Source organism: Geobacillus genomosp. 3 (assembly GCF_000445995.2).
GTDB lineage: Bacteria > Bacillota > Bacilli > Bacillales > Anoxybacillaceae > Geobacillus.
Map to the genome: position 1 here is coordinate 1,557,718 of NC_022080.4, position 22,685 is coordinate 1,580,402.

At 54.6% G+C, this 22,685-nt stretch carries 22 protein-coding genes and 3 tRNA genes; 19 read left to right on the top strand and 6 right to left on the bottom strand.

The genetic code is table 11. The features are described 5' to 3' along the window. Positions 1–153 precede the first annotated feature (153 nt). From M493_RS07755 to M493_RS07775, 5 genes are all read left to right on the top strand, one after another. Positions 154–1,599 (top strand): SpoIIE family protein phosphatase, encoded by a 1,446-nt coding sequence (locus M493_RS07755; protein ID WP_020959764.1) that lies wholly within the window; start codon positions 154–156, stop codon positions 1,597–1,599. A gap of 12 nt (positions 1,600–1,611) precedes the next feature. Next, the gene (locus M493_RS07760) at positions 1,612–2,046 is read left to right on the top strand and encodes an ATP-binding protein (protein ID WP_023817603.1); all 435 of its coding nucleotides are present in this window, start codon (positions 1,612–1,614) and stop codon (positions 2,044–2,046) included. A 64-nt stretch (positions 2,047–2,110) separates the two neighbouring features. Beyond that, the gene (locus tag M493_RS07765) at positions 2,111–2,536 is read left to right on the top strand and encodes an STAS domain-containing protein (RefSeq protein ID WP_020959766.1); all 426 of its coding nucleotides are present in this window, start codon (positions 2,111–2,113) and stop codon (positions 2,534–2,536) included. 273 nt (positions 2,537–2,809) lie between these two features. Continuing rightward, entirely contained in the window at positions 2,810–4,546 is a 1,737-nt protein-coding gene (locus M493_RS07770) for an ABC transporter ATP-binding protein (protein ID WP_020959767.1), read from the top strand. Further along, positions 4,530–6,329, top strand: coding sequence for an ABC transporter ATP-binding protein (locus tag M493_RS07775; RefSeq protein WP_020959768.1), 1,800 nt, complete (start codon positions 4,530–4,532; stop codon positions 6,327–6,329). Before M493_RS07770 ends, M493_RS07775 begins: the two co-directional genes overlap by 17 nt. Positions 6,330–6,438: 109 nt before the next feature. Here the strand turns inward: M493_RS07775 and M493_RS07780 are convergent, their stop codons facing one another. The 3 genes from M493_RS07780 to M493_RS07790 form a co-directional block, all read right to left on the bottom strand. Beyond that, positions 6,439–7,086, bottom strand: a complete 648-nt coding sequence (locus tag M493_RS07780) for an MOSC domain-containing protein (RefSeq protein WP_020959769.1) — start codon at positions 7,084–7,086, stop codon at positions 6,439–6,441. Positions 7,087–7,090: 4 nt separating this feature from the next. Next, a complete protein-coding gene (locus M493_RS07785; protein ID WP_020959770.1) occupies positions 7,091–8,095 on the bottom strand; it encodes an LLM class flavin-dependent oxidoreductase in 1,005 nt (334 codons plus the stop codon). Positions 8,096–8,251: 156 nt separating this feature from the next. Beyond that, complete coding sequence (locus M493_RS07790) at positions 8,252–9,217, bottom strand: hypothetical protein (RefSeq protein ID WP_235183465.1); 966 nt, start codon at positions 9,215–9,217, stop codon at positions 8,252–8,254. A 146-nt stretch (positions 9,218–9,363) separates the two neighbouring features. Here M493_RS07790 and M493_RS07795 point away from each other — a divergent pair, with 146 nt between their 5' ends. From M493_RS07795 to M493_RS07835, 9 genes are all read left to right on the top strand, one after another. Beyond that, positions 9,364–9,927, top strand: a complete 564-nt coding sequence (locus tag M493_RS07795; RefSeq protein ID WP_020959772.1) for a thioredoxin family protein — start codon at positions 9,364–9,366, stop codon at positions 9,925–9,927. Between the two features lie 325 nt (positions 9,928–10,252). Next, a complete protein-coding gene (locus M493_RS07800; protein ID WP_020959773.1) occupies positions 10,253–10,642 on the top strand; it encodes a gamma-glutamylcyclotransferase family protein in 390 nt (129 codons plus the stop codon). A 225-nt stretch (positions 10,643–10,867) separates the two neighbouring features. Next, positions 10,868–12,226: a type I glutamate--ammonia ligase gene (gene glnA, locus M493_RS07805; protein ID WP_020959774.1), complete on the top strand. Its 1,359-nt coding sequence runs from the start codon at positions 10,868–10,870 to the stop codon at positions 12,224–12,226. A gap of 120 nt (positions 12,227–12,346) precedes the next feature. Beyond that, positions 12,347–13,234: a sulfite exporter TauE/SafE family protein gene (locus tag M493_RS07810; protein ID WP_020959775.1), complete on the top strand. Its 888-nt coding sequence runs from the start codon at positions 12,347–12,349 to the stop codon at positions 13,232–13,234. Positions 13,235–13,367: 133 nt separating this feature from the next. After that, positions 13,368–14,327 carry an MBL fold metallo-hydrolase gene (locus M493_RS07815; RefSeq protein ID WP_020959776.1) on the top strand — a complete coding sequence of 320 codons (960 nt, stop codon included), beginning with the start codon at positions 13,368–13,370 and terminating at the stop codon, positions 14,325–14,327. Positions 14,328–14,655: 328 nt separating this feature from the next. Further along, positions 14,656–14,937 (top strand): transporter suffix domain-containing protein, encoded by a 282-nt coding sequence (locus M493_RS07820; protein WP_020959777.1) that lies wholly within the window; start codon positions 14,656–14,658, stop codon positions 14,935–14,937. 44 nt (positions 14,938–14,981) lie between these two features. Then, positions 14,982–15,779, top strand: a complete 798-nt coding sequence (locus M493_RS07825; protein ID WP_020959778.1) for an SGNH/GDSL hydrolase family protein — start codon at positions 14,982–14,984, stop codon at positions 15,777–15,779. Further along, positions 15,776–16,690: an ABC transporter ATP-binding protein gene (locus M493_RS07830; protein ID WP_020959779.1), complete on the top strand. Its 915-nt coding sequence runs from the start codon at positions 15,776–15,778 to the stop codon at positions 16,688–16,690. The genes M493_RS07825 and M493_RS07830 overlap by 4 nt, the downstream gene beginning before the upstream one ends. Beyond that, a complete protein-coding gene (locus tag M493_RS07835) occupies positions 16,683–17,663 on the top strand; it encodes an ABC transporter permease (RefSeq protein ID WP_020959780.1) in 981 nt (326 codons plus the stop codon). Before M493_RS07830 ends, M493_RS07835 begins: the two co-directional genes overlap by 8 nt. 338 nt (positions 17,664–18,001) lie before the next feature. On the opposite strand, the gene M493_RS18535 is transcribed toward M493_RS07835, so the two are convergent. Then, on the bottom strand, positions 18,002–18,178 hold the full coding sequence (locus M493_RS18535; RefSeq protein WP_020959782.1) for a hypothetical protein: 177 nt from the start codon (positions 18,176–18,178) through the stop codon (positions 18,002–18,004). Between the two features lie 99 nt (positions 18,179–18,277). Here M493_RS18535 and M493_RS07845 point away from each other — a divergent pair, with 99 nt between their 5' ends. Further along, the gene (locus tag M493_RS07845; protein WP_020959017.1) at positions 18,278–19,939 is read left to right on the top strand and encodes an IS1634 family transposase; all 1,662 of its coding nucleotides are present in this window, start codon (positions 18,278–18,280) and stop codon (positions 19,937–19,939) included. 66 nt (positions 19,940–20,005) lie between these two features. Here the strand turns inward: M493_RS07845 and M493_RS07850 are convergent, their stop codons facing one another. Both M493_RS07850 and M493_RS07855 read right to left on the bottom strand, forming a co-directional pair. Continuing rightward, positions 20,006–20,368: a hypothetical protein gene (locus M493_RS07850; protein ID WP_020959783.1), complete on the bottom strand. Its 363-nt coding sequence runs from the start codon at positions 20,366–20,368 to the stop codon at positions 20,006–20,008. A 15-nt stretch (positions 20,369–20,383) separates the two neighbouring features. Next, the gene (locus M493_RS07855) at positions 20,384–21,148 is read right to left on the bottom strand and encodes a hypothetical protein (RefSeq protein WP_020959784.1); all 765 of its coding nucleotides are present in this window, start codon (positions 21,146–21,148) and stop codon (positions 20,384–20,386) included. Positions 21,149–21,345: 197 nt separating this feature from the next. Between M493_RS07855 and M493_RS07860 the strand changes: the two genes are divergently transcribed. From M493_RS07860 to M493_RS07875, 4 genes are all read left to right on the top strand, one after another. After that, a tRNA-Pro gene (locus tag M493_RS07860) sits at positions 21,346–21,422 on the top strand. 7 nt (positions 21,423–21,429) lie between these two features. Then, positions 21,430–21,502 (top strand) — tRNA-Ala (locus M493_RS07865). Positions 21,503–21,510: 8 nt separating this feature from the next. Beyond that, positions 21,511–21,603: transfer RNA gene (locus M493_RS07870), tRNA-Ser, on the top strand. A gap of 187 nt (positions 21,604–21,790) precedes the next feature. Continuing rightward, positions 21,791–22,624: a pirin family protein gene (locus M493_RS07875; RefSeq protein WP_020959785.1), complete on the top strand. Its 834-nt coding sequence runs from the start codon at positions 21,791–21,793 to the stop codon at positions 22,622–22,624. Positions 22,625–22,685 lie beyond the last annotated feature (61 nt).

Here is a 22,685-nt window from a genome sequence, read left to right on the forward strand (position 1 = left end):
GTTTGTTTTGGAAACAACTAGATGAAACGGCGATAAAAATACAGCCCGAAGGCGGGGTGGAAGAAGCACGGCGCCGAGGCGCATCATTTGTTTCGGAAAGCCGGTGTCGGCTGCGGGCGATAGATTTAACTATTAAAGAAAAAGGGTTGAACGATGGTGAAAGCGAATGTACAGGCGATCGACCAGCTAGATGCGGAACAGTTGGGCAGCGGCATGATGATTACGGACCGCCGTTTTTTCATTCTTGCGGTCAGCGAGCGAATGACAGAGCGGCTCGGATTGGCCAAAGAGGAATTGATCGGGCGGCCGGCCAGCTCTCTTTTTCCGGCAGAACGGTCTGCCGATTTGTTTGACCATATTGCCCAAGCGGTGAAAAAGGACGGGTGTTGGCAAGGAGAGGCGCACCATGTAGTGAAAGGCGGGCGGACGTACGCAAGCCGGATGAACGTTTATGCCCTGCCAGGCAGCGAAGGGGAATGGCTCATTTGGCGGTTTGCGGAACGGGATTGTGCGCTGTCTGCCGCCTCTTTGACGCCGGCGGAGGTGCTGCGCGCCATTTATGCTTCTGCGCCGTTTGCCGTTGTTCCAGTGAGAGCGGACGGGACGGTGCAAGACTGGGGCAACAGCGCTGAAACGCTGTTTGGACGCCGAAAAGAGGAAGCGGTCGGCCGTCCGATATGGGAGCTTTTCCGCCATGGCGGTCAAACACCGCTTCCGTTTTCGCTCGAGAGGCGGCAATGCGGGGAAGGAATGGTGCAACGCGAGGACGGCACGCCGGTCCATATTGCCTATACGGTCATTCCGGTGTCTAGCTCAAGCGGATATGTTGTCCTTGTGGAAGATATCACCAAGCAAAAACAAAAGGAGGCTGAGCGCCGGCGCCAAGCCGAGCTGGCGAAAAAAATCCAGCACACTTTGTTGACGCCGCTCATTCAAAATCAGGCGGTGACGATGGAAGCGGTTTATATTCCGTCCGATGATTTATCCGGCGATATTTACGCTTGTTACCAAATCGATTTATACCGCTATGGGGTGATCGTCATTGATGTGATGGGCCATGGCATTTCCTCGGCGTTAGTGAGCATGCTGCTCCGCTCGCTTTTGCGCGGATTGATCGTTCGTGTCGTTGACCCGATTTCTGTGGCGAGTGAGCTGGAGAAGCATGTGCAAAACTTATTCCCGGATGAGGCAAATGACATCCGTTATTTGTTTTCGATGATTTACTTAGTTATTGATACGAAAGAGCGAAAAATTGAATACACGAACGCCGGCCATCCGGCCGGGCTGCTCGTCTTTGACGATGGAAGCGTGCACGAGCTCGATAAAGGCGGCCTGGCGATCGGCAGCCCGTTTTCTTTGCCGTTTGAAAAAGGGGTGATCGACTACGGCAGGCGAGCCCGGTTGCTTTTGTATACGGACGGCATTTTAGAGGAAATGGATCCATCCATTTTGCAAAGCATCGAGAAAATTCGTACATGCACCCAAACTTACCGCCATTTGCCGGATAAACGTTTCCTAGAACAGCTAATCAGTCAAAGTCCTTCGCTCGCTCGTCCGTCCGATGACATTTGTTTGTTGTCAATTACAGTCCATGGATAGGTGGGAGCCAACTTGATAGCCGAGTGGATGGTGCGCTGCGAGGCGAGCGAGGAGGCGATTGCATTTTGCGATCTGATCGCAGAGCAAGCCGCCTGGTTATTTGCTGTCCGCGATGCCGAATTGTTTGTGCTGGCGGTGCATGAGGCGGTAGTTAATGCCGTCAAAGCCGTCCGGCAGGCGGGATTGGAAGAGGGGGTCGTTTCGTTGTCTTTTTCTATGACAGACGATGAAGTGACGGTGGCGGTCGAGGATGACGGCGGCGGCATCCCACAGGAAACGATGGAACAACTCGGCGGAAAAACGCTCGCCGATGTGCTTCTCGCTGAATCGGGGCGCGGACTATTGCTTATTCATGAAATTATGGACGCGACGGCTTTAGTGGAGCGGGCAGGCGGGCGGCGGGTGCTGGTGATGAAAATGCAAAGAGCGCAACATAGACCGTTTTAGCCGGCGTCTCGGTGAACGCGGGCAGCGGGGGTGGGGCATGGCTGGTCAACGATAGGGGGATATGATGAAACAGCATCGGTTGTCGTTTGAACTTGAAATGGTTACGGAGTCTGCATACGAGTGCATTAAGCTGACCGGGCGGCTCGCTTATGATACACAGCTTGCCGCGGAACAAAAACTGGCGATGGCGGCAGTTGCCGTCAAACGCCGCCTTGTTTTGATCGATGTCAGCGGCCTCCAATTTTTGGACAGCACCGGGTTGGCGCTTCTTGTCCGCTTTTTCAAGCAAGTGGTCAGCGCCAGCCGGGCCATGGCCATGATCGTCCGGGATAATGCTGTGTTAGAAAAGATTTTGCTCATTGCCAAGCTTGACCGGCTATTGCCAATCGTTGCCGATGAGCAGCAGCTGCTGTCGCTCCCCCCGCTGCGCTTACCGGATTCAGTCGGCCAAGAGGAGCTCTATTCGGCATGGCGGCAATGTCAACTGTAGACAAGTCTCGTTGGAGCGGAGTGGTGACAAAAGAGATGGCCCGGCAGTGTTACAACCGCTGTTGGGCTAACTGTTGACGGGCAGCGCACGTTGGCGCTGCGAGACCCCGAGCGGCCATGACCGTCCGTTCGGGGTTTTTTGTTCATATGGCAAACAAGTTCTAAAGGCGCTACCGTTGTCAAAGAAATGTTTCGAGTTTAGAATAAAACTAGAAATGAAGGAAAGAGAAGGCTCGGCACCGCGGTCGGAACAGGGAGAGGAGAGTGGCGCAACGTGCGGCGAGTGCTTGTTTATTTGCGGCCGTACCGGAGATGGATGGCCTTAGCCTGGCTATTCATGTTGACAGAGCTGGCGATTGAACTTTGGCAGCCGCTACTGATGGGGAAAATCATTGATGATGGGGTGATGAAACGGGACATCACCGCCATTTTCACTTGGGGTGCCGTCATGTTTGGCGCTTCGCTGTTGGCGTTTGTTGCCGGCATCGCCAACTCATTTGCCGCTGCTTACGTCGGGCAAGAATACGGCTTTGCACTGCGGACGGCGCTGTTTGCGAACATTCAGTCGCTGTCATTGGCGCGCATTGAACAGCTGTCGGCGGCTTCACTCATTACCCGGATGACAAACGATGTCACACAGGTGCAAAACATGCTGTTTATGAGTTTGCGCATTGCCTTGCGCGCCCCGCTTCTCGTCGTCTTTGGCGTCGGGATGGCGTTCGTCGTCCATCCCCGTCTAGCGTTTATTTTGGCAGTGGCTGTTCCGCTTTCGGCCGCTTTTTTATTGTGGGTGATGAAAAAGGCGGTGTCGTCGTTTTCCGCCGTTCAGCGGGCGTTAGACCGCGTCAACGGTGTAATGCGCGAAAATTTGGCCGGTATGCGCCTCATTAAGGCGTGGATGCGGGGAACGTACGAGCAGCAGCGGTTTGCCGCGGCAAACGATGCACTGATGCAGCAGACAATGGGGGTGCTCCGTCTCGTCGAGACGATTGCGCCGGTAGTATTGTTTGTCATGAACGCGGCCATCGTCGCGGTTCTGTTTTTTGGCCGCCTCGATGTCGAGTCCGGGACGGCGAGCGCCGGGCAGGTCGTTGCCGTTGTCAACTATGCGACGAGGGCGACGGCGGCGTTATCGATGTTTACCTTCATTGCGATGGCATTGTCGCGGGCGCGGGCCTCAGCCGCCCGCCTTGCCGAACTGCTTGACGCGCCGAGAGAGCGAAACGGGACGGGCGAGACGGACGGACTGACTGTCCGGTGCGGTGAAATTCGGTTTGAACACGTTTCGTTCCGTTATCCGGACAGCGGGCATGACGCCCTTTCCGACGTATCGTTTGTCATCCGTCCGCAAGAGACGGCGGCGATTTTAGGGGCGACCGGATCCGGGAAATCGACGCTTCTTCAGCTCATTCCCCGCTTGTATGTGCCAAGCGCCGGACGGGTGTTGATTGACGGCATTGATGTGCGCGAATTCTCGGCAGCAAAGCTGCGGATGGCTGTCCGTTTCGTTCCTCAGGAAGTGCTGCTATTCTCCGGCACGATCGCCGATAATCTCCGCTTTGGCAAAGCGGAAGCGGCGATGGAGGAGCTTGTTGCGGCGGCGGCCGATGCGCAAATCCACGACACGATCGCTCGATTTCCGGACGGGTATGACGCTGTAGTTGGTCAAAAAGGCGTCAATTTATCGGGCGGGCAAAAGCAGCGGCTGTCGATCGCCCGCGCGTTAGTCGGCAACCCGTGTATTTTGCTTTTGGATGACAGTACGAGCGCGCTCGATGCGGCGACGGAGGCGAAGTTGCTCGCCGCATTGCGGCGGCATGCGTGCACGACCGTGATGGTGACGCAAAAAGTGAGCACGGCGATGGCGGCCGATACGATCTTGCTTTTGGAGGACGGCCGGTTAATCGCCCAAGGAAGCCACGAGCAGTTACTGGCGACAAGCGAACTGTACCGGCGAATTGTCGCCACGCAAGAAGGAAAGAGGGGATCAAGCAATGTCACTACGGCATAGCCATCACGGAGCACATCTTAGGGGGAAGCAGCGGGCGAAAAACAGCGTCGGCACATTGCGGCGGCTTTGGGCGTTTATCGCCCCACAGAGGCGGAAGCTGCTCGCGGCGGTGGCGATGGTGGTCGCAAGCTCGGCGTTGACGCTTGCCGGCCCGTACGTGATTGGCCGCGCAGTCGATTTGTATATCGTTGAGCAGAAAACGGACGGCTTTGCCGGGATGTTGCTTTTGTTGCTGGCGATTTATGCCGCCCTTGGCACAGCGACGTTTTTGCAAAACTATTGGATGGTCGACGTCGCCCAACGGACGGTGCATGCGATTAGAACGCGGCTGTTTCGCCATTTTCATGAGCTGCCGATTTCCTTTTTTGACCGCCGTCAGCAAGGTGAATTAATGAGCCGCATTACAAACGATATCGATAATATGAGCCAGACGTTTAACAGCACGGTTATCCAGGTGATTGCAAGCACGCTGACGCTCATCGGCGCGATGGCGGTGATGGTTTCGCTTAGTGTCGCTTTGACGGTCGTAACGTTCGCCGTCGTTCCGCTCATGTATGCCGGGATGCGCTGGATCACAAACCGGACGCAAAAGCGCTTCCGTGAGCAGCAGCGCGCGCTTGGCGAGATGAACGGCTTTATTGAAGAAGTTATTTCCGGCCAAAAAGTCGTGAAGCTGTTTTCCCAGGAAGAGCGCGTGGAAGCGGAACTGGCACGCAAAAACGCCGAGCTGAAACAAGCCGGGTTTTGGGCGCAAACGTATTCCGGTTTCATTCCGAAGTTGATGAACTTTTTAAACAACTTGAGTTTTGCGCTCATTGCCGGCATCGGCGGATGGCTTGCAGCGAAGGGAACCGTGTCAGTCGGAACGATCGTCGTATTTGTTGAATATGCCCGCCAGTTTACCCGCCCGCTCAACGACTTGGCGAACCAATGGAACACCCTGTTGTCCGCGTTGGCTGGTGCGGAGCGGGTGTTGGAAATTCTCGATGTGCCGAACGAAGCGGAAGATGAACAAGGGGCGGAGGCGCTTGACCGGCTTGACGGGCGCATTGAATTTCGCGATGTCGTGTTTTCATATGACAAGCGGCGTCCTGCCCTTGTTGGCGTGACGTTTTCCGTCTCACCGGGGGAGACGGTCGCGCTCGTCGGTCCGACCGGAGCCGGCAAAACGACCGTATTGCAGCTCCTGACCCGCTTTTACGATCCGGATGAAGGCGTCATTTTGATCGACGGCCGCGACAGCCGGACGATCAAGCGGGCAAGCTTGCGCCGGCATATGGCGTTTGTGCTTCAGGATACGTTTTTATTTGCCGGGACGATTCGTGACAACATTCGCTATGGGCGGCTTGAGGCGACGGATGAAGAAGTGGAGGAAGCGGCCCGCAAGGCAAACGCCCATTCCTTTATTATGAAGCTGCCGAACGGTTATGACACCGTCTTGACGTCCGGGGGCGGCGGGATTAGCCAAGGGCAGCGGCAGCTGTTGGCCATCGCCCGGGCGATGATCGCCGATCCGGCGGTATTGATTTTGGATGAAGCGACGAGCAACATTGATACGGTGACCGAGGTGCGCATCCAAGAGGCGCTGGCCCGGCTTATGAACGGGCGGACATGTTTTGTCATCGCCCATCGGCTGAACACGATTCAAAACGCGGACCGCATTCTTGTGCTGAATGAAGGGAACGTGATCGAACAAGGAACGCACGAGGAGCTGCTGGCGGCCAAAGGGTTTTACTTCGAGCTGTATCGCCGTTACTGGGGGCGTGCGATGCAACAGGCATAGAAGGAAGCCAAAACGAAAGAAACGGCGTCCGTCCATCGAGCCGAAGCCGGGGGGACAGGACGCCGTTTTCCGCCATATGAAAGGCCGGCGGGGCGTCTGCTTCGGTGCGTTACGGCCGCGTCCGGGCCGTGAGCCGCTCGAACAATTCTTTGCGCCAGCTTGCGGATAAGGCGGGATGGCGGGCGATTTGCGCCATGGCTGCTACATTGCCGCGGTCATGATAGGAAATGCGGTTTATATAGGCGATCGACAGCGCCCCGGCCCCGCGCTCCATGAGAATAAGCGGCGCGCCCGGCTCGACGACGCCTTCTTGCAAGACGCGGAAATAAAACCCGCTTTTTCCTGTCTGACAGACGGCCTTCGGCAAATCGGGAAGCTGGTGGCGGGCGGCCAATTTGAAGCACGGCTGGCGCGGCTGCGACACTTGCACGAGCGCCGTGCCGGCAGCGTAGATGTCGCCAAGGCACGCATCGTCTTCTGTCAAGCCGGCGAGCGTCCAGTTTTCCCCGAAGGCGCCTGCGGCGAACGGGCGGCCGTATTGCTGCTCCCAATAGGGAAAATGGTCGGACGGATAGGCGCAAATCGCTTTATCCTCGCCGCCATGGTGGACGAGGTCGGCTTGTCCGTCACCGGTCAAGTTGAGCTTGCCGACGGCGATCGGCCCTTCCACCGGCGTTTTGTCAATGCCGGTCGCAATCGGACGGCCGTCCATGTTGAGGATTTTCGGCTTTCCGACGTTGATGGAAATGATCTTCACGCTTTCACCTCCATACCGCCTCGGCGATGAGCCGGAAGGAGGCGAGCTTGTCGTTGAAATCATATGTAATCGTCACCAGCATGATTTCTTCTGTTTCATACGCTTCACTCAGCCGGTATAGCTGATCTTTGATGCGCGCCGGGCTGCCGACGATCATCCGCCGCCGGTTGTCTTCCACCCGTTTGCGCTCATACGGGCTGTACGGATACGCAGCCGCTTTTTCCGGGCTTGGCGTGCCGTTGACCGCCATTCCTTGCTCGATCATCAAGAGCGTTAAATCAAGGCTGCCGGCGATCCATTCCGCTTTTTCATCCGTTTCGGCGCAAATCGCAAACACGGCGACCATTCCGCGCGGCTCGGCCAAATACGGCGATGGAACAAACCGGTCGCGGTACAGCCGCATATAATGTTCGCCGCCTTCCCCGTTGATAAACAGGGCGAACACGTACGGCAACCCTTTGTCGGCTGCCAGCTTCGCCGTTTCCGAACTGGAGCCGAGCAGCCATAATTCCGGCGGGGACTGCACGATCGGCGTCGCTTTCACGCCATACAGCGGATGAACCGGCGGCAAGGCGTCATACAAATAGCCAAGCAAATCGTCAAGTTGCTCCGGGTAGCGGTCAACCGGACGCCGTCTGTCGCCTTGCAACGCGATTGTCGCCCGCGGCATCCCGCCTGGCGCCCGCCCAACGCCAAGATCGACGCGACCGGGATGAAGGCCGGCAAGCACATGGAAGTTTTCCGCCACTTTATACGGGCTGTAATGCGGCAGCATCACGCCGCCTGAGCCGATGCGGATCGTCGCTGTTTTCGCCCCGATATGGCCGAGCAACACTTCTGGGGACGAACCGGCAAGGCTGTTCGTATCGTGGTGTTCGGACACCCAAAACCGCTTGTAGCCGAGCTGTTCAACATGCTGAGCGAGCTTGACGGTGTTCTCGAGCGCTTCTTCCGCCGTCATGCCTTCCGCGATCGGCGACTGGTCGAGGACGCTCAGTTGCAGCGCCATTGCGATTCCTCCTTTTTCCGCCGTAGCGGTGGAAAAAATGGTTAGTTTCTATTATGCGCTGTTTTATTGCGATTTGTCCATTCATTTGCCCACCTGCTCAGCAAAAACCGATCCGCTACCGGCGGATCGGCTAATCTCATCAAGATGCTTGGCAGTTCACAGGCTGACCGACTGTTTTTGCTCGGCCGTCTGGCGGTCGGCTTTTGGGTTGCGCTTAGGAAAAAAGGAATGAAACAGCTGCCTAACGCTGTCGACGATGAATGAACACCGTTCATACAACGCTTCCTTTAAGCTGTCGAGCTGGCGGGTGACTTTGTATTGCGCTGCCTCTTGCGCTTCAAGCCGTTCGATGACCGTCTCGTGGAACACGTGCTGAAGCTCGAACTGTTCCATCAACTTTTGGTACAATTGTTCCTGCCCTTCGAGGCGGACGGCCATTCCTTCCGCCAGCTGTTCGCGCTCGGCCGTCCGCTGCTCGAGCCGGCGCATCGCTTCGCTTTGTACGGTGAGCGATTCAATGACGGCTTGCTGTGCCGCCTCTTCCTTGGCCAGTCGCTCCTCCCACAGTGATTGCCGCTTTTCCTCCCGCTCCTGCTGGGCGGTGATCGACCGTTCGAGACGCCCGAGCATTTCGGTCAGCGCGGCCTGCTCCGCCTGTGCTTCCATAAGCAACCGCTCCATGCGGGCGAGCGCTTCCGCCCACTGCCCGCCTTGCGCTTCTTGCTGTTTTTGCCTGGTTTCGGCCGCTTGCTGAAGAAAGTCCAACATGGCAGTGATCTCTTCGTAATAGTTGGCCTGTGCTGTCTGTCCGGCTATCACCGTTTGTCCGAGCTCGGCCAGCGCGTCGGCAAGCTGTCCGCTTTGCTGCGCCCAGCCGGCAGCGATCGACTGTTCGAAGCGGGCGAACACGTTCGCCATCTGTTCACGTTGTTCCGTTTGTTTTTTTCGCTCTTCTTCGATGGCGGCTTCAAGCTGGGTGAGCTTTTCTGCCAGCTGCCCGAACCATTGCTCTTGCTGCTCGAGCATTTGTTGTGCGGCCGTGCGGCGGTAATAAAACACCGGGTGGGATGCGGGCGGGGTGGCAGCCGGTTCGTACACGCGCGGGGTCATGTGTTTATTCATATAAATCAATGGTGCAAACGCCTCCTTTCCGTTCGTCTATGTGGCATCATATGCCGGGCTGTGTGGTTCGGTTTGGGCGCCGCATTTGTGGCGGACATCCGTCTTTTGATATAATGGAAGAAAACGTTAGAGAAAGGGTGTTGTTGATGCCAGCTGTCGAATCGAACATGTTTCCGCTTGGCAAACAGGCGCCATCGTTTGCCCTCCCGAACGCCGTCGATGGCCGGCTTGTTCGCCTTGACGATGTGAAATCCGATGTGGCGACGGTCGTGATGTTTATTTGCAACCATTGTCCGTTTGTGAAACATGTCCAGCACGAGCTCGTCCGCTTGGCGAACGATTACATGCCCAAAGGGGTGTCGTTTGTCGCGATTAACGCCAATGACGCTGACCAATATCCGGACGATTCGCCGGAAAACATGAAAAAGGTGGCGGAAGAACTCGGCTATCCGTTTCCGTATTTGTACGATGAGACGCAAGAGGTGGCGAAAGCGTACGACGCTGCTTGCACCCCGGACTTTTACATTTTCGACCGGGATCTGAAATGCGTCTACCGCGGCCAGTTGGACGACTCGCGTCCGAATAACGGCATCCCGGTCACCGGGGAGTCGATCCGCGCCGCGCTTGACGCTTTGCTTGAGGGCCGGCCGGTGTCGGAAAAGCAAAAACCGAGCATCGGCTGCAGCATTAAATGGAAACCGGCGTCTTAACGGCCGCGGTAGCGTCTTTCGGTAAGTGAATATTTCCATATTACTGTGGAAGCCAACATCCTAGCCAATTTGCTTGACTTTCCGCGGCCAAACGGATATGATGAAAAAAGCGTCATTCGTTCGTTACGGAATCGTCACCGCCGTGCCGTTGGCTTGCGAGTGCAGCCGGCACGGCGTTTTTATTGCCGCGATCTACCGAACAAATTCACACTGGCGCCGCTTCGGAGCGGCAAGGATGGATGAGAGGAAGGGCTTCCATTGTTTTTGTTTCCTTCTCTTGAGTTTTCATAATTTGTGTTATGTAAACAAAAAGGAGAACGAGGAGATGGCGGAAAGACGATATCGCGTGTTTGTGTACGGAACGCTGTTGACCGGCGAAGAAAATCATCATGTGGCGGCTCCGTATGTTTGTGCTGTATGCCCGGGGAGCGTGAACGGCCGCTTATACAACGTTGGCCTGTACCCCGCGCTAGTGCTCGGGGGAGAAGGCGAGGTTGAGGGTGAATGGCTGACGGTCGTCGAACAAGGGCTGAAAGCGATGGACGAACTCGAAGATTATAAGGAAGGCCGCGCAGAGAATGAATATGAGCGCGTATGGGTTCGTGACGCCCGCCGGCCGATTGAAGGGTATGTGTATGTCTATACGGCGGAGAAGGCAACCGGCCTACGGCCCATTGCCTCCGGTTCGTGGCGGCGCCGTAAGGAGAAAACGTAACATCCATAGCGAACGGTTGGGAACAGCCTGGGAGACGGCCGTCTTTCAGGCTGTTTATTTTTTGCATAAATATTCATGTTTTCTTCCGTATTTTTGAAACCGTTTACAGGATAAACGTTATAAAAATACAGAAAAATTGATAAAAAAGTGTTGCCAAATGGCCGTTCTTTTTCTATAATAAAAGCATGTTAGGAAAATAAACGTACGAATGTGAGGTAATGTGACATGTCAAAAACGTTCGTTTCCTCCACCCAAACGGGGCTGCTCGAACAAATTAAAGAAACGATCAAACAAAAGAACGTCGAGCTTCTTCATTTGCAGTTTGTCGACATCGAAGGGATTTTAAAGCATGTGACGGTGACAGTGGAACAGCTTGATGACGTCGTCGAAGGAAAAATCATGTTTGACGGTTCATCAATCAAAGGGTTCTCGCCGATCAACCGCTCTGACTTATACCTCCGCCCGGATTTAAACACGTTTGCCGTGTTGCCATGGACGGTCGAGGAAGGATATGCGGAAGCGCGCTTTCTCTGCTCAGTAGCCAACCCGGACGGCACGCTGTTTGAAGGCGACCCGCGCAACGTGTTGAAAAAAACGATGGAACGGGCGGCGGAAAAAGGGTATACGATTTCGGTTGGGCCGGAGTTGGAATTTTTCCTGTTCAAAGCGGATGAAAACGGCAATCCGACGCTTGAACTTCACGATAACGGCGGCTATTTCGAACCGTCTCCGAAAGACTTGGGCGAACGCGTCCGTCTCGAAATTTACCGCGCCCTAAAAGCGATGGGCTTTACGATCGAAGCGTCGCACCACGAAGTGGCAGAAGGACAGCATGAGATTAACTTTAAATACGCTGATGCGCTCGGCGCAGCGGACAATGCGACAACGTACAAATGGGTTGTCAAAACGATTGCCGGCAAATTTGGTCTTCATGCAACGTTTATGCCAAAACCGGTTTTTGGCATTAACGGTTCGGGGATGCATGTGAACATGTCGCTCTTTAAAGATGGGGAAAATGCGTTCTTTGATCCGAACGATGCGAACCAACTGTCCGAAACGGCATACCAATTCATCGCCGGCTTGCTGAAAAACGTAAAAGATTTCACTGCGGTTACCAACCCGCTGGTCAACTCATACAAACGGCTTGTTCCGGGTTATGAGGCGCCTTGTTACATCGCGTGGTCCGCTTCGAACCGTTCGGCGCTCATTCGCATTCCGGCGAAACGCGGCATGGCGACGCGTGTGGAATTGCGCTGCCCGGATCCGTCGGCAAACCCGTACTTGGCATACGCCATTATTGCGGCGGCGGGTCTTGACGGTGTCGAGAAAGGTCTAACAGCTCCGTCCGCAATTGACGAAGATATTTTCCATATGTCTGAAGAACGCCGTGTCGAGCTTGGAATTGACAACTTGCCGGAAGACTTAGGGGCTGCCATCGCCGCGTTTGAAAACGGGGAAATCGGCCGCGCGACATTGGGTGAGCACGTATTCAATGAATATGTCGCTATGAAAAAGGACGAATGGAACAGCTACCGCACCGCGGTTCATGCGTGGGAAATCGAGCAATATCAAGGGAAGTTTTGAGGAAAAGCGCCCTGTCCGGGCGCTTTTTTATGTTCTTTTAAATTCACAGTTGACAACTATGAATACTTGGTTTTAAATGATGTATAAGTATATTAAATTCCTGTAAGCGGAGGGGAAACGATGAAAAAATTGATCGTATTTGTGTTTGTTGGCTTTCTCGCCCAGTTGATTGACGGGTCGCTCGGGATGGCGTATGGCGTCACCTCAACGACGCTGTTGTTGACATTTGGCATCGCCCCGGCGGTCGCCTCGGCATCGGTCCATTTGGCAGAAGTGGTGACGACAGCGGCATCCGGCGTCTCCCATTGGAAGTTCGGCAACGTTGATCGCGGAATGGTCGGGAAGCTTATAATCCCTGGGTCAGTCGGTGCGTTTGTCGGGGCGTGCTTTTTAAGCAACTTGCCGGGGGATTTGATTAAGCCATATGTATCGTTGTTTTTGTTGGCGCTTGGCCTTTATATCATGTATCGATTTTTATTTTTGAACGGCCGTTCGCCGTCGGCGCCGGGAAAACGGTGGTCCAATAAGCGGCTCATTCCGCTCGGATTGGCGGCCGGTTTCCTTGACGCGACCGGAGGCGGGGGCTGGGGGCCGATTGCGACACCGGTGCTGCTCTCGAACCGAAACATGGAAGCGCGCAAAGTCATCGGCACGGTCGACACGTCCGAATTTGCCATTGCCTCGTCAGCAACGCTCGGCTTTGTGATTTCCTTAGGTTGGGAGCAAGTGAACTGGTATTGGGTGCTGACGCTCATGGCCGGCGGCATTGTCGCGGCCCCGATCGCCGCTTGGCTTGTGCGCAAACTGCCGTCTTATTTGCTTGGGGTGTTGGTCGGGGGGCTTATTATTTTGACGAACACCCGCACGCTCCTGCACGCCTGGGAGGCGCCGGCGCCGGTGTATCCGGCCGTGTATGGCTTTATCGTGCTCGGATGGGCCGCGGCTGTAGCGATGGCCATCAAAAACGGACGGAAAGGAAAGGCGGCTAACGGGGAGTTGGCGTCGTAGATCAAGACGGGCCAACTCCCCGCTTTTGATAAACGTTCCTGTTGTTATTTCACCGTCTTTCTTAAGTCAGAAAAGAAGGATTTCTTAGCGGCAGTGTCGAATCCATTTTCGATGCGAAAAGGGGGAAAGAAAAATGAACGATCCGATTGATTTAGGCCGCCGCGTTTCGCTCATCGATTTGTACGACTTGCGCATGCCGCAGCGCACCGGTACATACGTGCTTCACGAAGAAAATTTGGCGATCGTGGAAACAGGGCCGGGCCCGTCCGTGCCGCATTTGCTCGCCGGATTGAAAGCGCTTCAGATCGACCCGGCTGACATTCGCTACATTATCGTCACCCATATCCATTTGGACCATGCCGGCGGTGCCGGGCTCTTGCTTGAGCATTGCCCGAATGCGATGGTTGTCGTCCATCCGAAAGGGAAGCGGCATTTGGTCGACCCGTCACGGCTCATTGCCGGGGCGAAGGCGGTGTATGGCGCACGGTTTGAAGAGCTGTTTGATCCGATCGTTCCGATTCCAGAAGAGCGGCTTGTCGTGAAAGAGGACGGGGAAGCGCTCGTGCTGAGCGAAGAGCGGACGCTCACCTTTTACGATACACCGGGGCATGCGAACCATCATGTTTCCATTTATGATTCATACAGCCGCGGCGTGTTTACCGGTGATACAATTGGTGTGTTTTATCCGCAGCTTCTCGACAGCGCGCTTGAATTTTGCCTGCCGTCGACGTCGCCCAACCAGTTTAACCCCGAGGCGATGGAACGATCGGCCGAACGTCTTGAAGCACTGAACCCGGAACGCATCTATTTCGGCCATTTCGGTGCACTTGACAACCCTAAGGCTGCTTTTCGTCAGCTTCGCGTTTGGCTGCCGAAATTTGTGGAGGCCGGGAAGGAAGCAATGGACCGCCATCCGGATGCGCCGGCAGCCGAGCAGGCAAAAAAAGCTGCGCAGCTGCTGTATCACGACGTAAAGGCTTTTCTGAACGAACACAATGTTCCGTCCTCGTCGCCGGCCTATGCAGCGATCGAGCTTGATTTGCAAGTGTGTGCGATGGGGTTGATCGATTATTGGCGTAAACAACAGCAATGATTCACTTCGCCTAGCCGGTTTGGCTAGGTTTCTTTTTTTGCCGGAACACACACCGTTTTAGGACATCGCTGTCAAAACGCCACACCATGTGAAAACAGGAGTGAACGTTGAGCGGATGCAGCTTGAAGCGGTGATCAAATCACGGAGAGCAAAAGGTGTCCGGTCAACGGCTTTGCACGAGAAAAAAGGTGCCCCCTTCTTTAAGCGTGCGCCGAATGTGTCATGCGGGCTATTTCGTGAAATGACGGCACATATGGTAGAGTAGAAATAAGCGATTCTGATGTCTGGGGGAAAGTTTGTGAATCTCAGGCAAAAAGGGGAGTGGAACGTGAAACAGAGACGGTCCGTCACGTACCACATCGGCATCGGTCTCATCATCGCGTCGTTCGTCGTTTGGGTGGTGGTGCCCATCGCGCCGTTTCTGCCGCTTTCAACTGCTAGTAAGACGGCAATTGTTGCGGTTGTCATTGCTGCGGCAGAAATAATGTTTTGGTTCGGAGTGTTGCTGGCTGGGAAAGAAGCGGTGATGAAGCTCAAAAAGTATTGGAATCCAAAATATTGGCGAATAAACCGGCAGCGGCCGGATCAAACAAATGATAGCGGACAATGAGCAAACAGATTGCGAGGAATAAAATGGGGAAATGAGGTGTTGATATGGGACGAAACACGGTGGCGCTTCTGATAGCCGTTGCCGTCTTATCCGGCGTGTTTTGGCTCGGCGGCCTCGCCTTGGCGGTGCAAGATCAGCTTTTTCCTGCCGCCAAGCCGCCGGCCGAGCAAAAGCGGCCCGCAGTCGATGAGACGGAGCGGGGCGATGGGGAGATCGACATCGTGGCCTTAGGCGATTCGTTGACAAGAGGGACGGGGGATGAAAGCGGCAAAGGGTATGTCGGCTATATGGTCGATGAGCTTCGCCGGCAGACGGACGAGCCGATTCGCGTCACCAATTTGGCGATTCGCGGCTTGCGTTCGGACGGACTGCTTCGCCAGCTCGGTCAAAAAGAAGTCAAGCGGCAGGTCGCCATGGCTGATCTGATCGTGATGACGATCGGTGGCAATGATTTGTTTCGCGGCGGAGAAGCGCTTGACTTGGATCAAAAAGAGCTAGAGGCGGCGAAACGGCAATATGTGGCCAACCTGGGCCGCATTTTTGCCACGCTGCGCCGTTTGAACAGCGAAGCGGTCATTTTGGCGATCGGCTTGTACAATCCGTTTAGCGATTTGGGTGACGCCAAACGAACGTCGGCCGTTGTTCGCGATTGGAATTTTGCGTCAGCGGAAGTGGCCGCCCGCTATCCAAATGTCGTCGCTGTTCCGACGTTTGACTTGTTTGCCTTGCATGTCAATGATTATTTATACAGCGACCATTTCCATCCAAACAAAGAAGGGTACAGGCGGATCGGTGAGCGCGTCGCTTCGCTCATTACGTTGACAGAGGAGGAGCATAGATGACGAAACAAGTGACGTTAGCCGTCAAAGAACTGCGGAAAACGATCCGCGGCAAGGAAATCATTAAAGGGATTTCGTTTGAACTGCAAGAGGGGGAAGTGTTCGGCTTTTTGGGGCCGAACGGGGCGGGCAAAACGACGACGATTCGCATGTTGGTCGGACTCATCCGGCCGACGTCGGGGACGGTGGCGATTTGCGGATATGATCTTCATCGCCAGTTTACCGAGGCGATCCGCCATATCGGCTGCATCGTCGAAAACCCGGAAATGTATCCGTATTTAACGGGCTGGGAAAACCTTGAACATTTCGCCCGTATGATGCCCGGAGTCGGTGCGGAGCGGATTGCAGAAGTGGCGAAGCTCGTCGGTCTTGAACAGCGCATTCATGATCGGGTGAGCACATATTCGCTCGGCATGCGGCAGCGGCTTGGCATCGCCCAGGCGTTGCTCGGAAAACCGAAGGTGCTCATTTTGGACGAGCCGACAAACGGCCTTGACCCGGCCGGCATTCGTGAAATGCGCGCCTTCATCCGCTTTTTGGCGGAGACGGAAGGATTGAGCGTCCTTGTATCGTCGCATTTGTTAAGCGAAATTCAGCTGATGTGTGACCGCGTCGCCATTATGGCAAAAGGGCGGCTTTTGGCTGTCGATACAGTCGAGCGACTGTTGAAAGAACAGGCGCGTGTCGTCTGGAAAGCCGCTCCGATCGAGCGGGCGCGGGCGCTGTTGACGGAGGAAACGGATGTGTTGCGGGCGGATGAGGAAACGGTCGTAACGCCGTATGAGCCGGCCAAGCTCGCTGCCTGGAACGCCAAACTCGTCCAGGCCGGCGTGGCGGTCGCCGAAATTGACCCACGGCTGCCAACGCTCGAAGATTTGTTTATCGAGCTGACAGGGGGCGAAACGATTGACTAAGTTAGTGTACAATGAAATGTTAAAGATCATCCGCAAAAAGCGGCTATGGGTAATCGTCGCCATTGTTGCGGTGCTTGTCGCCTTATTTACATACGCTCAATATCGGGAGACGGAAGAGCTAAAGAAACGGCTTGGCACAACTGACTGGCGAACGCAGCTGCAGCAGCAAATCGTCGACTTGCAGAACCGTTTGCAGTCGCCGAGCATGTCGGAAGAGTGGCGCCAATATTTGCAAATCCGCCTTCAGCAACAGCAATATTACTTAGAGCACGACATCAACCCGTCCGCTCCAGGGGCGCCGACGTTTATGCGCATTTTTATTGAAAATGCCATTGACTTGTTTTTGCCGCTCTTGGTGATGGTGGTGGCGGCCGATCTCGTGTCATCGGAGTCAAGCGCCGGAACGATCAAGCTGCTTCTTGTCCGGCCGGTGAAACGATGGAAAGTGCTGTTAAGCAAATATATCGCGCTATTGTTGTCCGTATCGTTGATTATGTTAACGGCTGCGGTGTTGTCGTACGTCATTTCCGGCCTTGTGTTCGGGTACGGCGGCTTTCGCCTGCCGCTATTGACCGGATTTATCCCACAAGGAGAAGATTTGAATACGGAAAACGTTCATATAATTCCACAATGGAAATACGTGCTTATTGAGCTTGGGTTGGCAGCGTTTGTCAGCGTTGTTGTTGGCACGTTGACGTTTATGCTTTCCGTACTTTTGCGAAGCACCGCAGCGGTGATGGGCATTATGCTGGCGGCGCTAATTTCCGGTGCCATTTTATCGAACATGGTGTCATCGTGGCATTCGGCGAAATATTTGTTTATGGTCAATTTGCGGCTGACGGACTACATCAAAGGGGCGGCCCCGCCGATCGAAGGGATGACGCTTGGCTTTTCCATGACGGTGCTCGCCGTTTGGGGCGTTGCGGCCCTCCTGATTGCCTTTATTGTCTTTACGCGGCGGGATGTGTATTGAGAAGCAAATAAAAGCCCGAGGGGAATCCCACGGGATGTTTCAATAGGCTTCATGCGCCGAAACTGCTCACTGCTCTCGCTGCCGTATGCGACAATTTGTTTAGCTGACGCCGCCGCAATGCCGGTCTCTGGTTGGAGACCCGCATTTTTTCCGTTTTTTCTATGGAAACGCAGGTGCCCGGATGGATCGTGTTCATGCCTGGATGGAGGGCAAAGCGTTGCCCATAAGGCTTTTCCATGAAAAGGCCCTCGCTTTGATTGGCGATTTTGATCTCGGGTGAGGGCAAAACTTGCTCATGCATGTTTTTTGTTTATGGCATCCCCTTGTTTTGCGTCCCCCTAGCGGCCGCTTGCCTTCCCATCCCGGATGCCGGCAAGACCGAGTGCGTGATGATTCCATAGCAGCCGTTCGATCAATGGCCATTGCTCCTCATCGCAACGGATGAGGAGCACGATTTCCGCGCTCATGTTCGTTTGGCGGCGCGCCGCCTTTCGGTTGAGCCGCCATTTCAACACTCACATTTCGCACCCTCTCGACCAAAATCGGGAGGATTTTTTCATCCCGGTGTCGAATAGGTCCTTGACACACAAGGAATGCAAAGGAGTTTTTCCATCATGGACGTTCGAATTCGGGCGATTTATGAAAGTTCCTATTTGAATATAATAAGTACCATTTTCAAAGATCTTGGCCTCCCTCAGCTGATTGACCGGCTGGTTCCGGTGGATCCTCAATGCCAAACCCGAGCCAGTGATGTGGTCGGGCTGCTTCTCTTGGATATCTTGAGCGGCCGGCAAGCCCTCGTTCATTTGGAACGGTGGGCGCATGACATCGACTTGCCCAAGCTGATCCGGCCAGGATTGGATCCGTCTTGGTTCAACGACGATGCCATTGCTCGCCATTTGGACCGGCTGTATGAGGCCAATATCCATCAAGTCCTTTCGTCTTGCCTGGTACAAATCTACAAGAAAGAAGGCCTCCCTCTCCGTGTCTTTCACGCGGATACGACGGACAAGACGGTTTACGGTGCGTATGAATCCGATTCGTCGGATGGGTTGCACATCACCTATGGCTATAACCGCCATCATCGCTGGCAAAAGCAGATCGGATTCGGCCTGATCGGCAACGAGGACGGCATTCCGTTTTACGGCGACGTGCACGACGGCAACGTGCCGGACAAAACGTGGAATCCCGAGGTGTTGTCGCGAGTCCATGAGCAGCTGAGGGAAGCGAAGATCGAAGACGAATGGATTTACGTGGCAGATTCCGCTGCGATGACGAAGGACACGCTGGCGCAAACGAAAGCCGCCAACGCCTTTTTGATCACGAGAGGGCCGTCGTCGCTCCGGATTGTCAAAACGGCGCTTTCGGAGGCGGATGCCCAACCCGATTCGGCGTGGAGCGCCCCCTTTGCGCTGGCCGAGAAAAACGGCGCCACGTACCGGGTATGGGAAACGGCCTCGACATATGAAGGCCAGCCCGTACGACTGATCGTCGTCGAATCGAGTGCGCTCGACCAGCGAAAAGGAAAGACGCTCGAAACAGAACGAACCAAAGAAGCGGAGCTTCTTCGCGAGGAACAAGCCCGTTGGGAGCGTCATCCTTTCTCTTGTCGGGAAGACGCCGAACAAGCCTTGGCCTCCTTGAAGGCATCCCTTCGTCCCCGGTTCCATCGAGTGGAGGCCGTCGTCGAAGAGATCGTGCGCCCGAAAAAACGGCGTGGACGGCCGAAAAAAGGGGCGGAACCGGAAATGGAGACGCTGTACACCCTTCGGCTGAGCGTGGAATTCAACCAAGACGCGTGGGAGCAGGCGAGACGGAAAGCGTCCCGGTTTGTCCTCGTCACGACTGTTCCAAAGGAATGGAAGGGCCAACCCATGGATGCCCAAGAGATCTTGAAGCTGTATAAAGGGCAGATCTCGGTGGAAATGAACTTCTCCTTCCTAAAAGATCCGTTCTTTACGGACGAAATTTACGTCAAAAAACCGGAACGAGTGGCGGTGTTGGGCTATTTGTTTCTGCTGGCCTTGGCCATTTATCGCGTCTTCCAGCGCCGGGTGCGTCAGTTCATCACACCCGAACGCCCATTAAAGGGCGCCGGAGGCCGCAAGCTGACCCGTCCGACCGGACAAGCGATTTTTCAATTGTTTTGGTATGTCAGAGTCGTCCTGTTGGAGTTGCCGGATGGGCAAATCCAACGCAGGCTAGGGAAACCGCTCACCCCTGATCAGCGAAGGATTCTGCAGGGATTGGGCATGGATGAGAGCATTTACGTGTAACGTCATATGGAACGACTAGCGATGGTAAAAAAAGGATTGCCATCGCTAGTCGTGTTGGTCGAAACGTTATTCTGAAAAACGAAATAAAAAATCCTTTCTTTCTCCCCTGCTAGGGTGCGAAATGTGAGTCAACAACAGCCCCAACCCGATGCCGCCTACCGCCCCGATAATGCCCCAAATGATCGGCCCCCATGTTAACACATAACCATAAATCGAACCGAGCAGCATGAAACAAGTTCCGAAAATCGCTGCTAAATCAAGGAAGCTCAAGCCGTCAGCGCGGTGGATTGTATCGAGCAGCCGCGGCGGCTCCGTGCGACGGTCAAGCGGAACAGCAAACAGATGGTGTGGGGCGATCCCTTTTTGGCGAAGAGCGGAAATCGCCAGCTCGACGAACAAATGGTTTTCAAAAGTGGCAACGACAATCATGAAAAAGCCTCCTAGTCAAACCGGCCACGGAAATTGTTTCGGCTGGCAACGGCGGCGTAAATAGTTAGACAATTCTTTTTCAAACAATTTGTTGTACTCGACGGCGGAAACGTACGCATCGTAAAAGATGAATGAATAAATAGACGGCAAATAAAGCGCCCATTGCATATTAAGGATACGCACCGCCTCATCAAACTGGCCGGTTAGCGTATAAATAATCGCCTCCGGCAAGTGGGCGAAATAGGAAACGATGATCGTAAAGGCGAACACGAATAAACCAGTAATCACTTTATGGACGTATAAATGACCAAGCCCCGGAGCGAGCACTGACCAGGCGAGCGCCAGCCACGGTTCACGTTTGTCTAAATAGTTGATGTCCCACACTCCTATCCGAATAGGGGGAATCGGTGCATCTTCGCGGTCGGCGAGCAAGTACAGCTTATTCATATCGATCGAACCGCGGTAGCTGTCCCAAATGCCGTATATGTAGATCGCAACATAAAACATGAGCCACCGTTCGTCGAGCACCGCTTTGGCCTTTTCAAAATCGCCAAGAAGCGAGTATAATATACCTGTGTTTACGTGTGCTTTTGTATTGATAAACAGCTCCCAAAGGATTAAAATAAAAGCCGTGGCGTAGCGGTGTTGCATTAAATTGCCGAATCCGGGAAACGAAAACGAGAAAAAGGCGACGACCAGCGGATGGCGCAAATGAATATGGGTTGTGGTAAACTGTGACAAATGAGCCCGTTTGCGCCGCACTGGCGGAATAAGCTTCAAGGAACCGCCTCCTTTTCGATTTTGCCGCACGATCGCCTTGTTTGTAGTATAGGAAAAAAAGGGGGACGGCTATGCAGCCGGCGGCGGAAAAAAGCAATAAATGTCCACCTTGTATGCAAAAAATCGTAAAAAACTATTGACTTTCTTAAGAGGTTTATATATAATGTAAATTGTCGCAAGGGAAAACAGTGAAATGACGGGAAGTAGCTCAGCTTGGTAGAGCACACGGTTCGGGTCCGTGAGGTCGCAGGTTCAAATCCTGTCTTCCCGACCATTTTGATGGGGCCTTAGCTCAGCTGGGAGAGCGCCTGCCCCGCACGCAGGAGGTCATCGGTTCGAATCCGATAGGCTCCATTTACCGCGGAGGAATACCCAAGTCTGGCTGAAGGGGTCGGTTTCGAAAACCGATAGGGGTGTCACAGCCCGCGGGGGTTCGAATCCCTCTTCCTCCGCCATCTTACATACGAACGAAAGCCTGCCGATTGTCGGCAGGTTTTTTGTTTATGCGCCATATGGCAGGCAGATCATTTGCCTGTTTTTGGATGAATCGGGTACGATGAGAGAGAAAAAGGCGCGGTTGGTCGGCCGCCGCGTCTCTCTCTTGGCGGCAGCCGAGAGGCAAAACAAGAGGAGGAGGAGCATATGGCTGTTCAACGCCACATTCGCCATATCAAAACGGTGCAAATCACCGCCAACAGCCCGATTCACCGAAGCGGGCCTGTGCTTGAGCCTGGGAACTGGCAAGAGTACGACCCGTTTTTGTTGCTGATGGAAGATATTTTTAAGCGCGGAACATTTGATGTCCATCCGCACCGCGGCATCGAGACGGTGACATATGTCATCAGCGGCGAGCTCGAACATTTTGACAGCAAAGCCGGCCACGGTACGCTCGGCCCCGGGGATGTGCAATGGATGACAGCCGGCCGCGGTGTCGTCCATAAAGAAGATCCGGCTCCCGGTTCGACGGTGCACAGCTTACAGCTTTGGGTCAACTTGCCAAGCGCGCACAAACTAACGGAGCCCCGCTATCAAAACTTGCGCGCTGAAGACATGCCGGTGCGAAAAGAGGAAGGGGCGGTGATCCGCGTCTTTTCCGGCACATCAAAAGGCGTCAAAGCGCCGACGAAAAACATCGTCCCGGTGACGATGGTCGACATGACGGTCGAACCGGGGGCGACGGTGGCGCAAGATTTGCCGGGCCATTACAACGGCTTTTTGTACATTTTAGAAGGGAGCGGCACGTTCGGGGCCGACCATACGGAAGGAAAAGCCGGGCAAGCGCTGTTTTTCAGCCGCCACAACCGCGGTGAGGAAACAGAGCTGCAGGTGACCGCCCGTGAAAAGCTGCGTCTTCTTCTTTACGCCGGCGAGCCGGTGAATGAACCGGTCGTCGCCTACGGGCCGTTTGTCATGAACACGCCGGAACAAATCCGCGAAGCGATTCGCGATTACCAGGAAGGGCGGTTTGGGCAATAATGCAGGAAAGAGCCGATCATTTTTCGGCTCTTTCTTTTTTTGCTATGATAAGCATCGGGGA

Bases quoted from the DNA above. Each gene is read 5' to 3' on its own strand.
- M493_RS07765 (WP_020959766.1), top strand. From the start codon at position 2,111: ATGAAACAGCATCGGTTGTCGTTTGAACTTGAAATGGTTACGGAGTCT.
- M493_RS07850 (WP_020959783.1), bottom strand. From the start codon at position 20,368: ATGATTGTCGTTGCCACTTTTGAAAACCATTTGTTCGTCGAGCTGGCG.
- M493_RS07825 (WP_020959778.1), top strand. From the start codon at position 14,982: ATGGGACGAAACACGGTGGCGCTTCTGATAGCCGTTGCCGTCTTATCC.
- glnA (WP_020959774.1), top strand. From the start codon at position 10,868: ATGTCAAAAACGTTCGTTTCCTCCACCCAAACGGGGCTGCTCGAACAA.
- M493_RS07795 (WP_020959772.1), top strand. From the start codon at position 9,364: ATGCCAGCTGTCGAATCGAACATGTTTCCGCTTGGCAAACAGGCGCCA.
- M493_RS07875 (WP_020959785.1), top strand. From the start codon at position 21,791: ATGGCTGTTCAACGCCACATTCGCCATATCAAAACGGTGCAAATCACC.
- M493_RS07800 (WP_020959773.1), top strand. From the start codon at position 10,253: ATGGCGGAAAGACGATATCGCGTGTTTGTGTACGGAACGCTGTTGACC.
- M493_RS07785 (WP_020959770.1), bottom strand. From the start codon at position 8,095: ATGGCGCTGCAACTGAGCGTCCTCGACCAGTCGCCGATCGCGGAAGGC.
- M493_RS07815 (WP_020959776.1), top strand. From the start codon at position 13,368: ATGAACGATCCGATTGATTTAGGCCGCCGCGTTTCGCTCATCGATTTG.
- M493_RS07790 (WP_235183465.1), bottom strand. From the start codon at position 9,217: ATGAATAAACACATGACCCCGCGCGTGTACGAACCGGCTGCCACCCCG.
- M493_RS07810 (WP_020959775.1), top strand. From the start codon at position 12,347: ATGAAAAAATTGATCGTATTTGTGTTTGTTGGCTTTCTCGCCCAGTTG.
- M493_RS07830 (WP_020959779.1), top strand. From the start codon at position 15,776: ATGACGAAACAAGTGACGTTAGCCGTCAAAGAACTGCGGAAAACGATC.
- M493_RS07845 (WP_020959017.1), top strand. From the start codon at position 18,278: ATGGACGTTCGAATTCGGGCGATTTATGAAAGTTCCTATTTGAATATA.
- M493_RS07755 (WP_020959764.1), top strand. From the start codon at position 154: ATGGTGAAAGCGAATGTACAGGCGATCGACCAGCTAGATGCGGAACAG.
- M493_RS07775 (WP_020959768.1), top strand. From the start codon at position 4,530: ATGTCACTACGGCATAGCCATCACGGAGCACATCTTAGGGGGAAGCAG.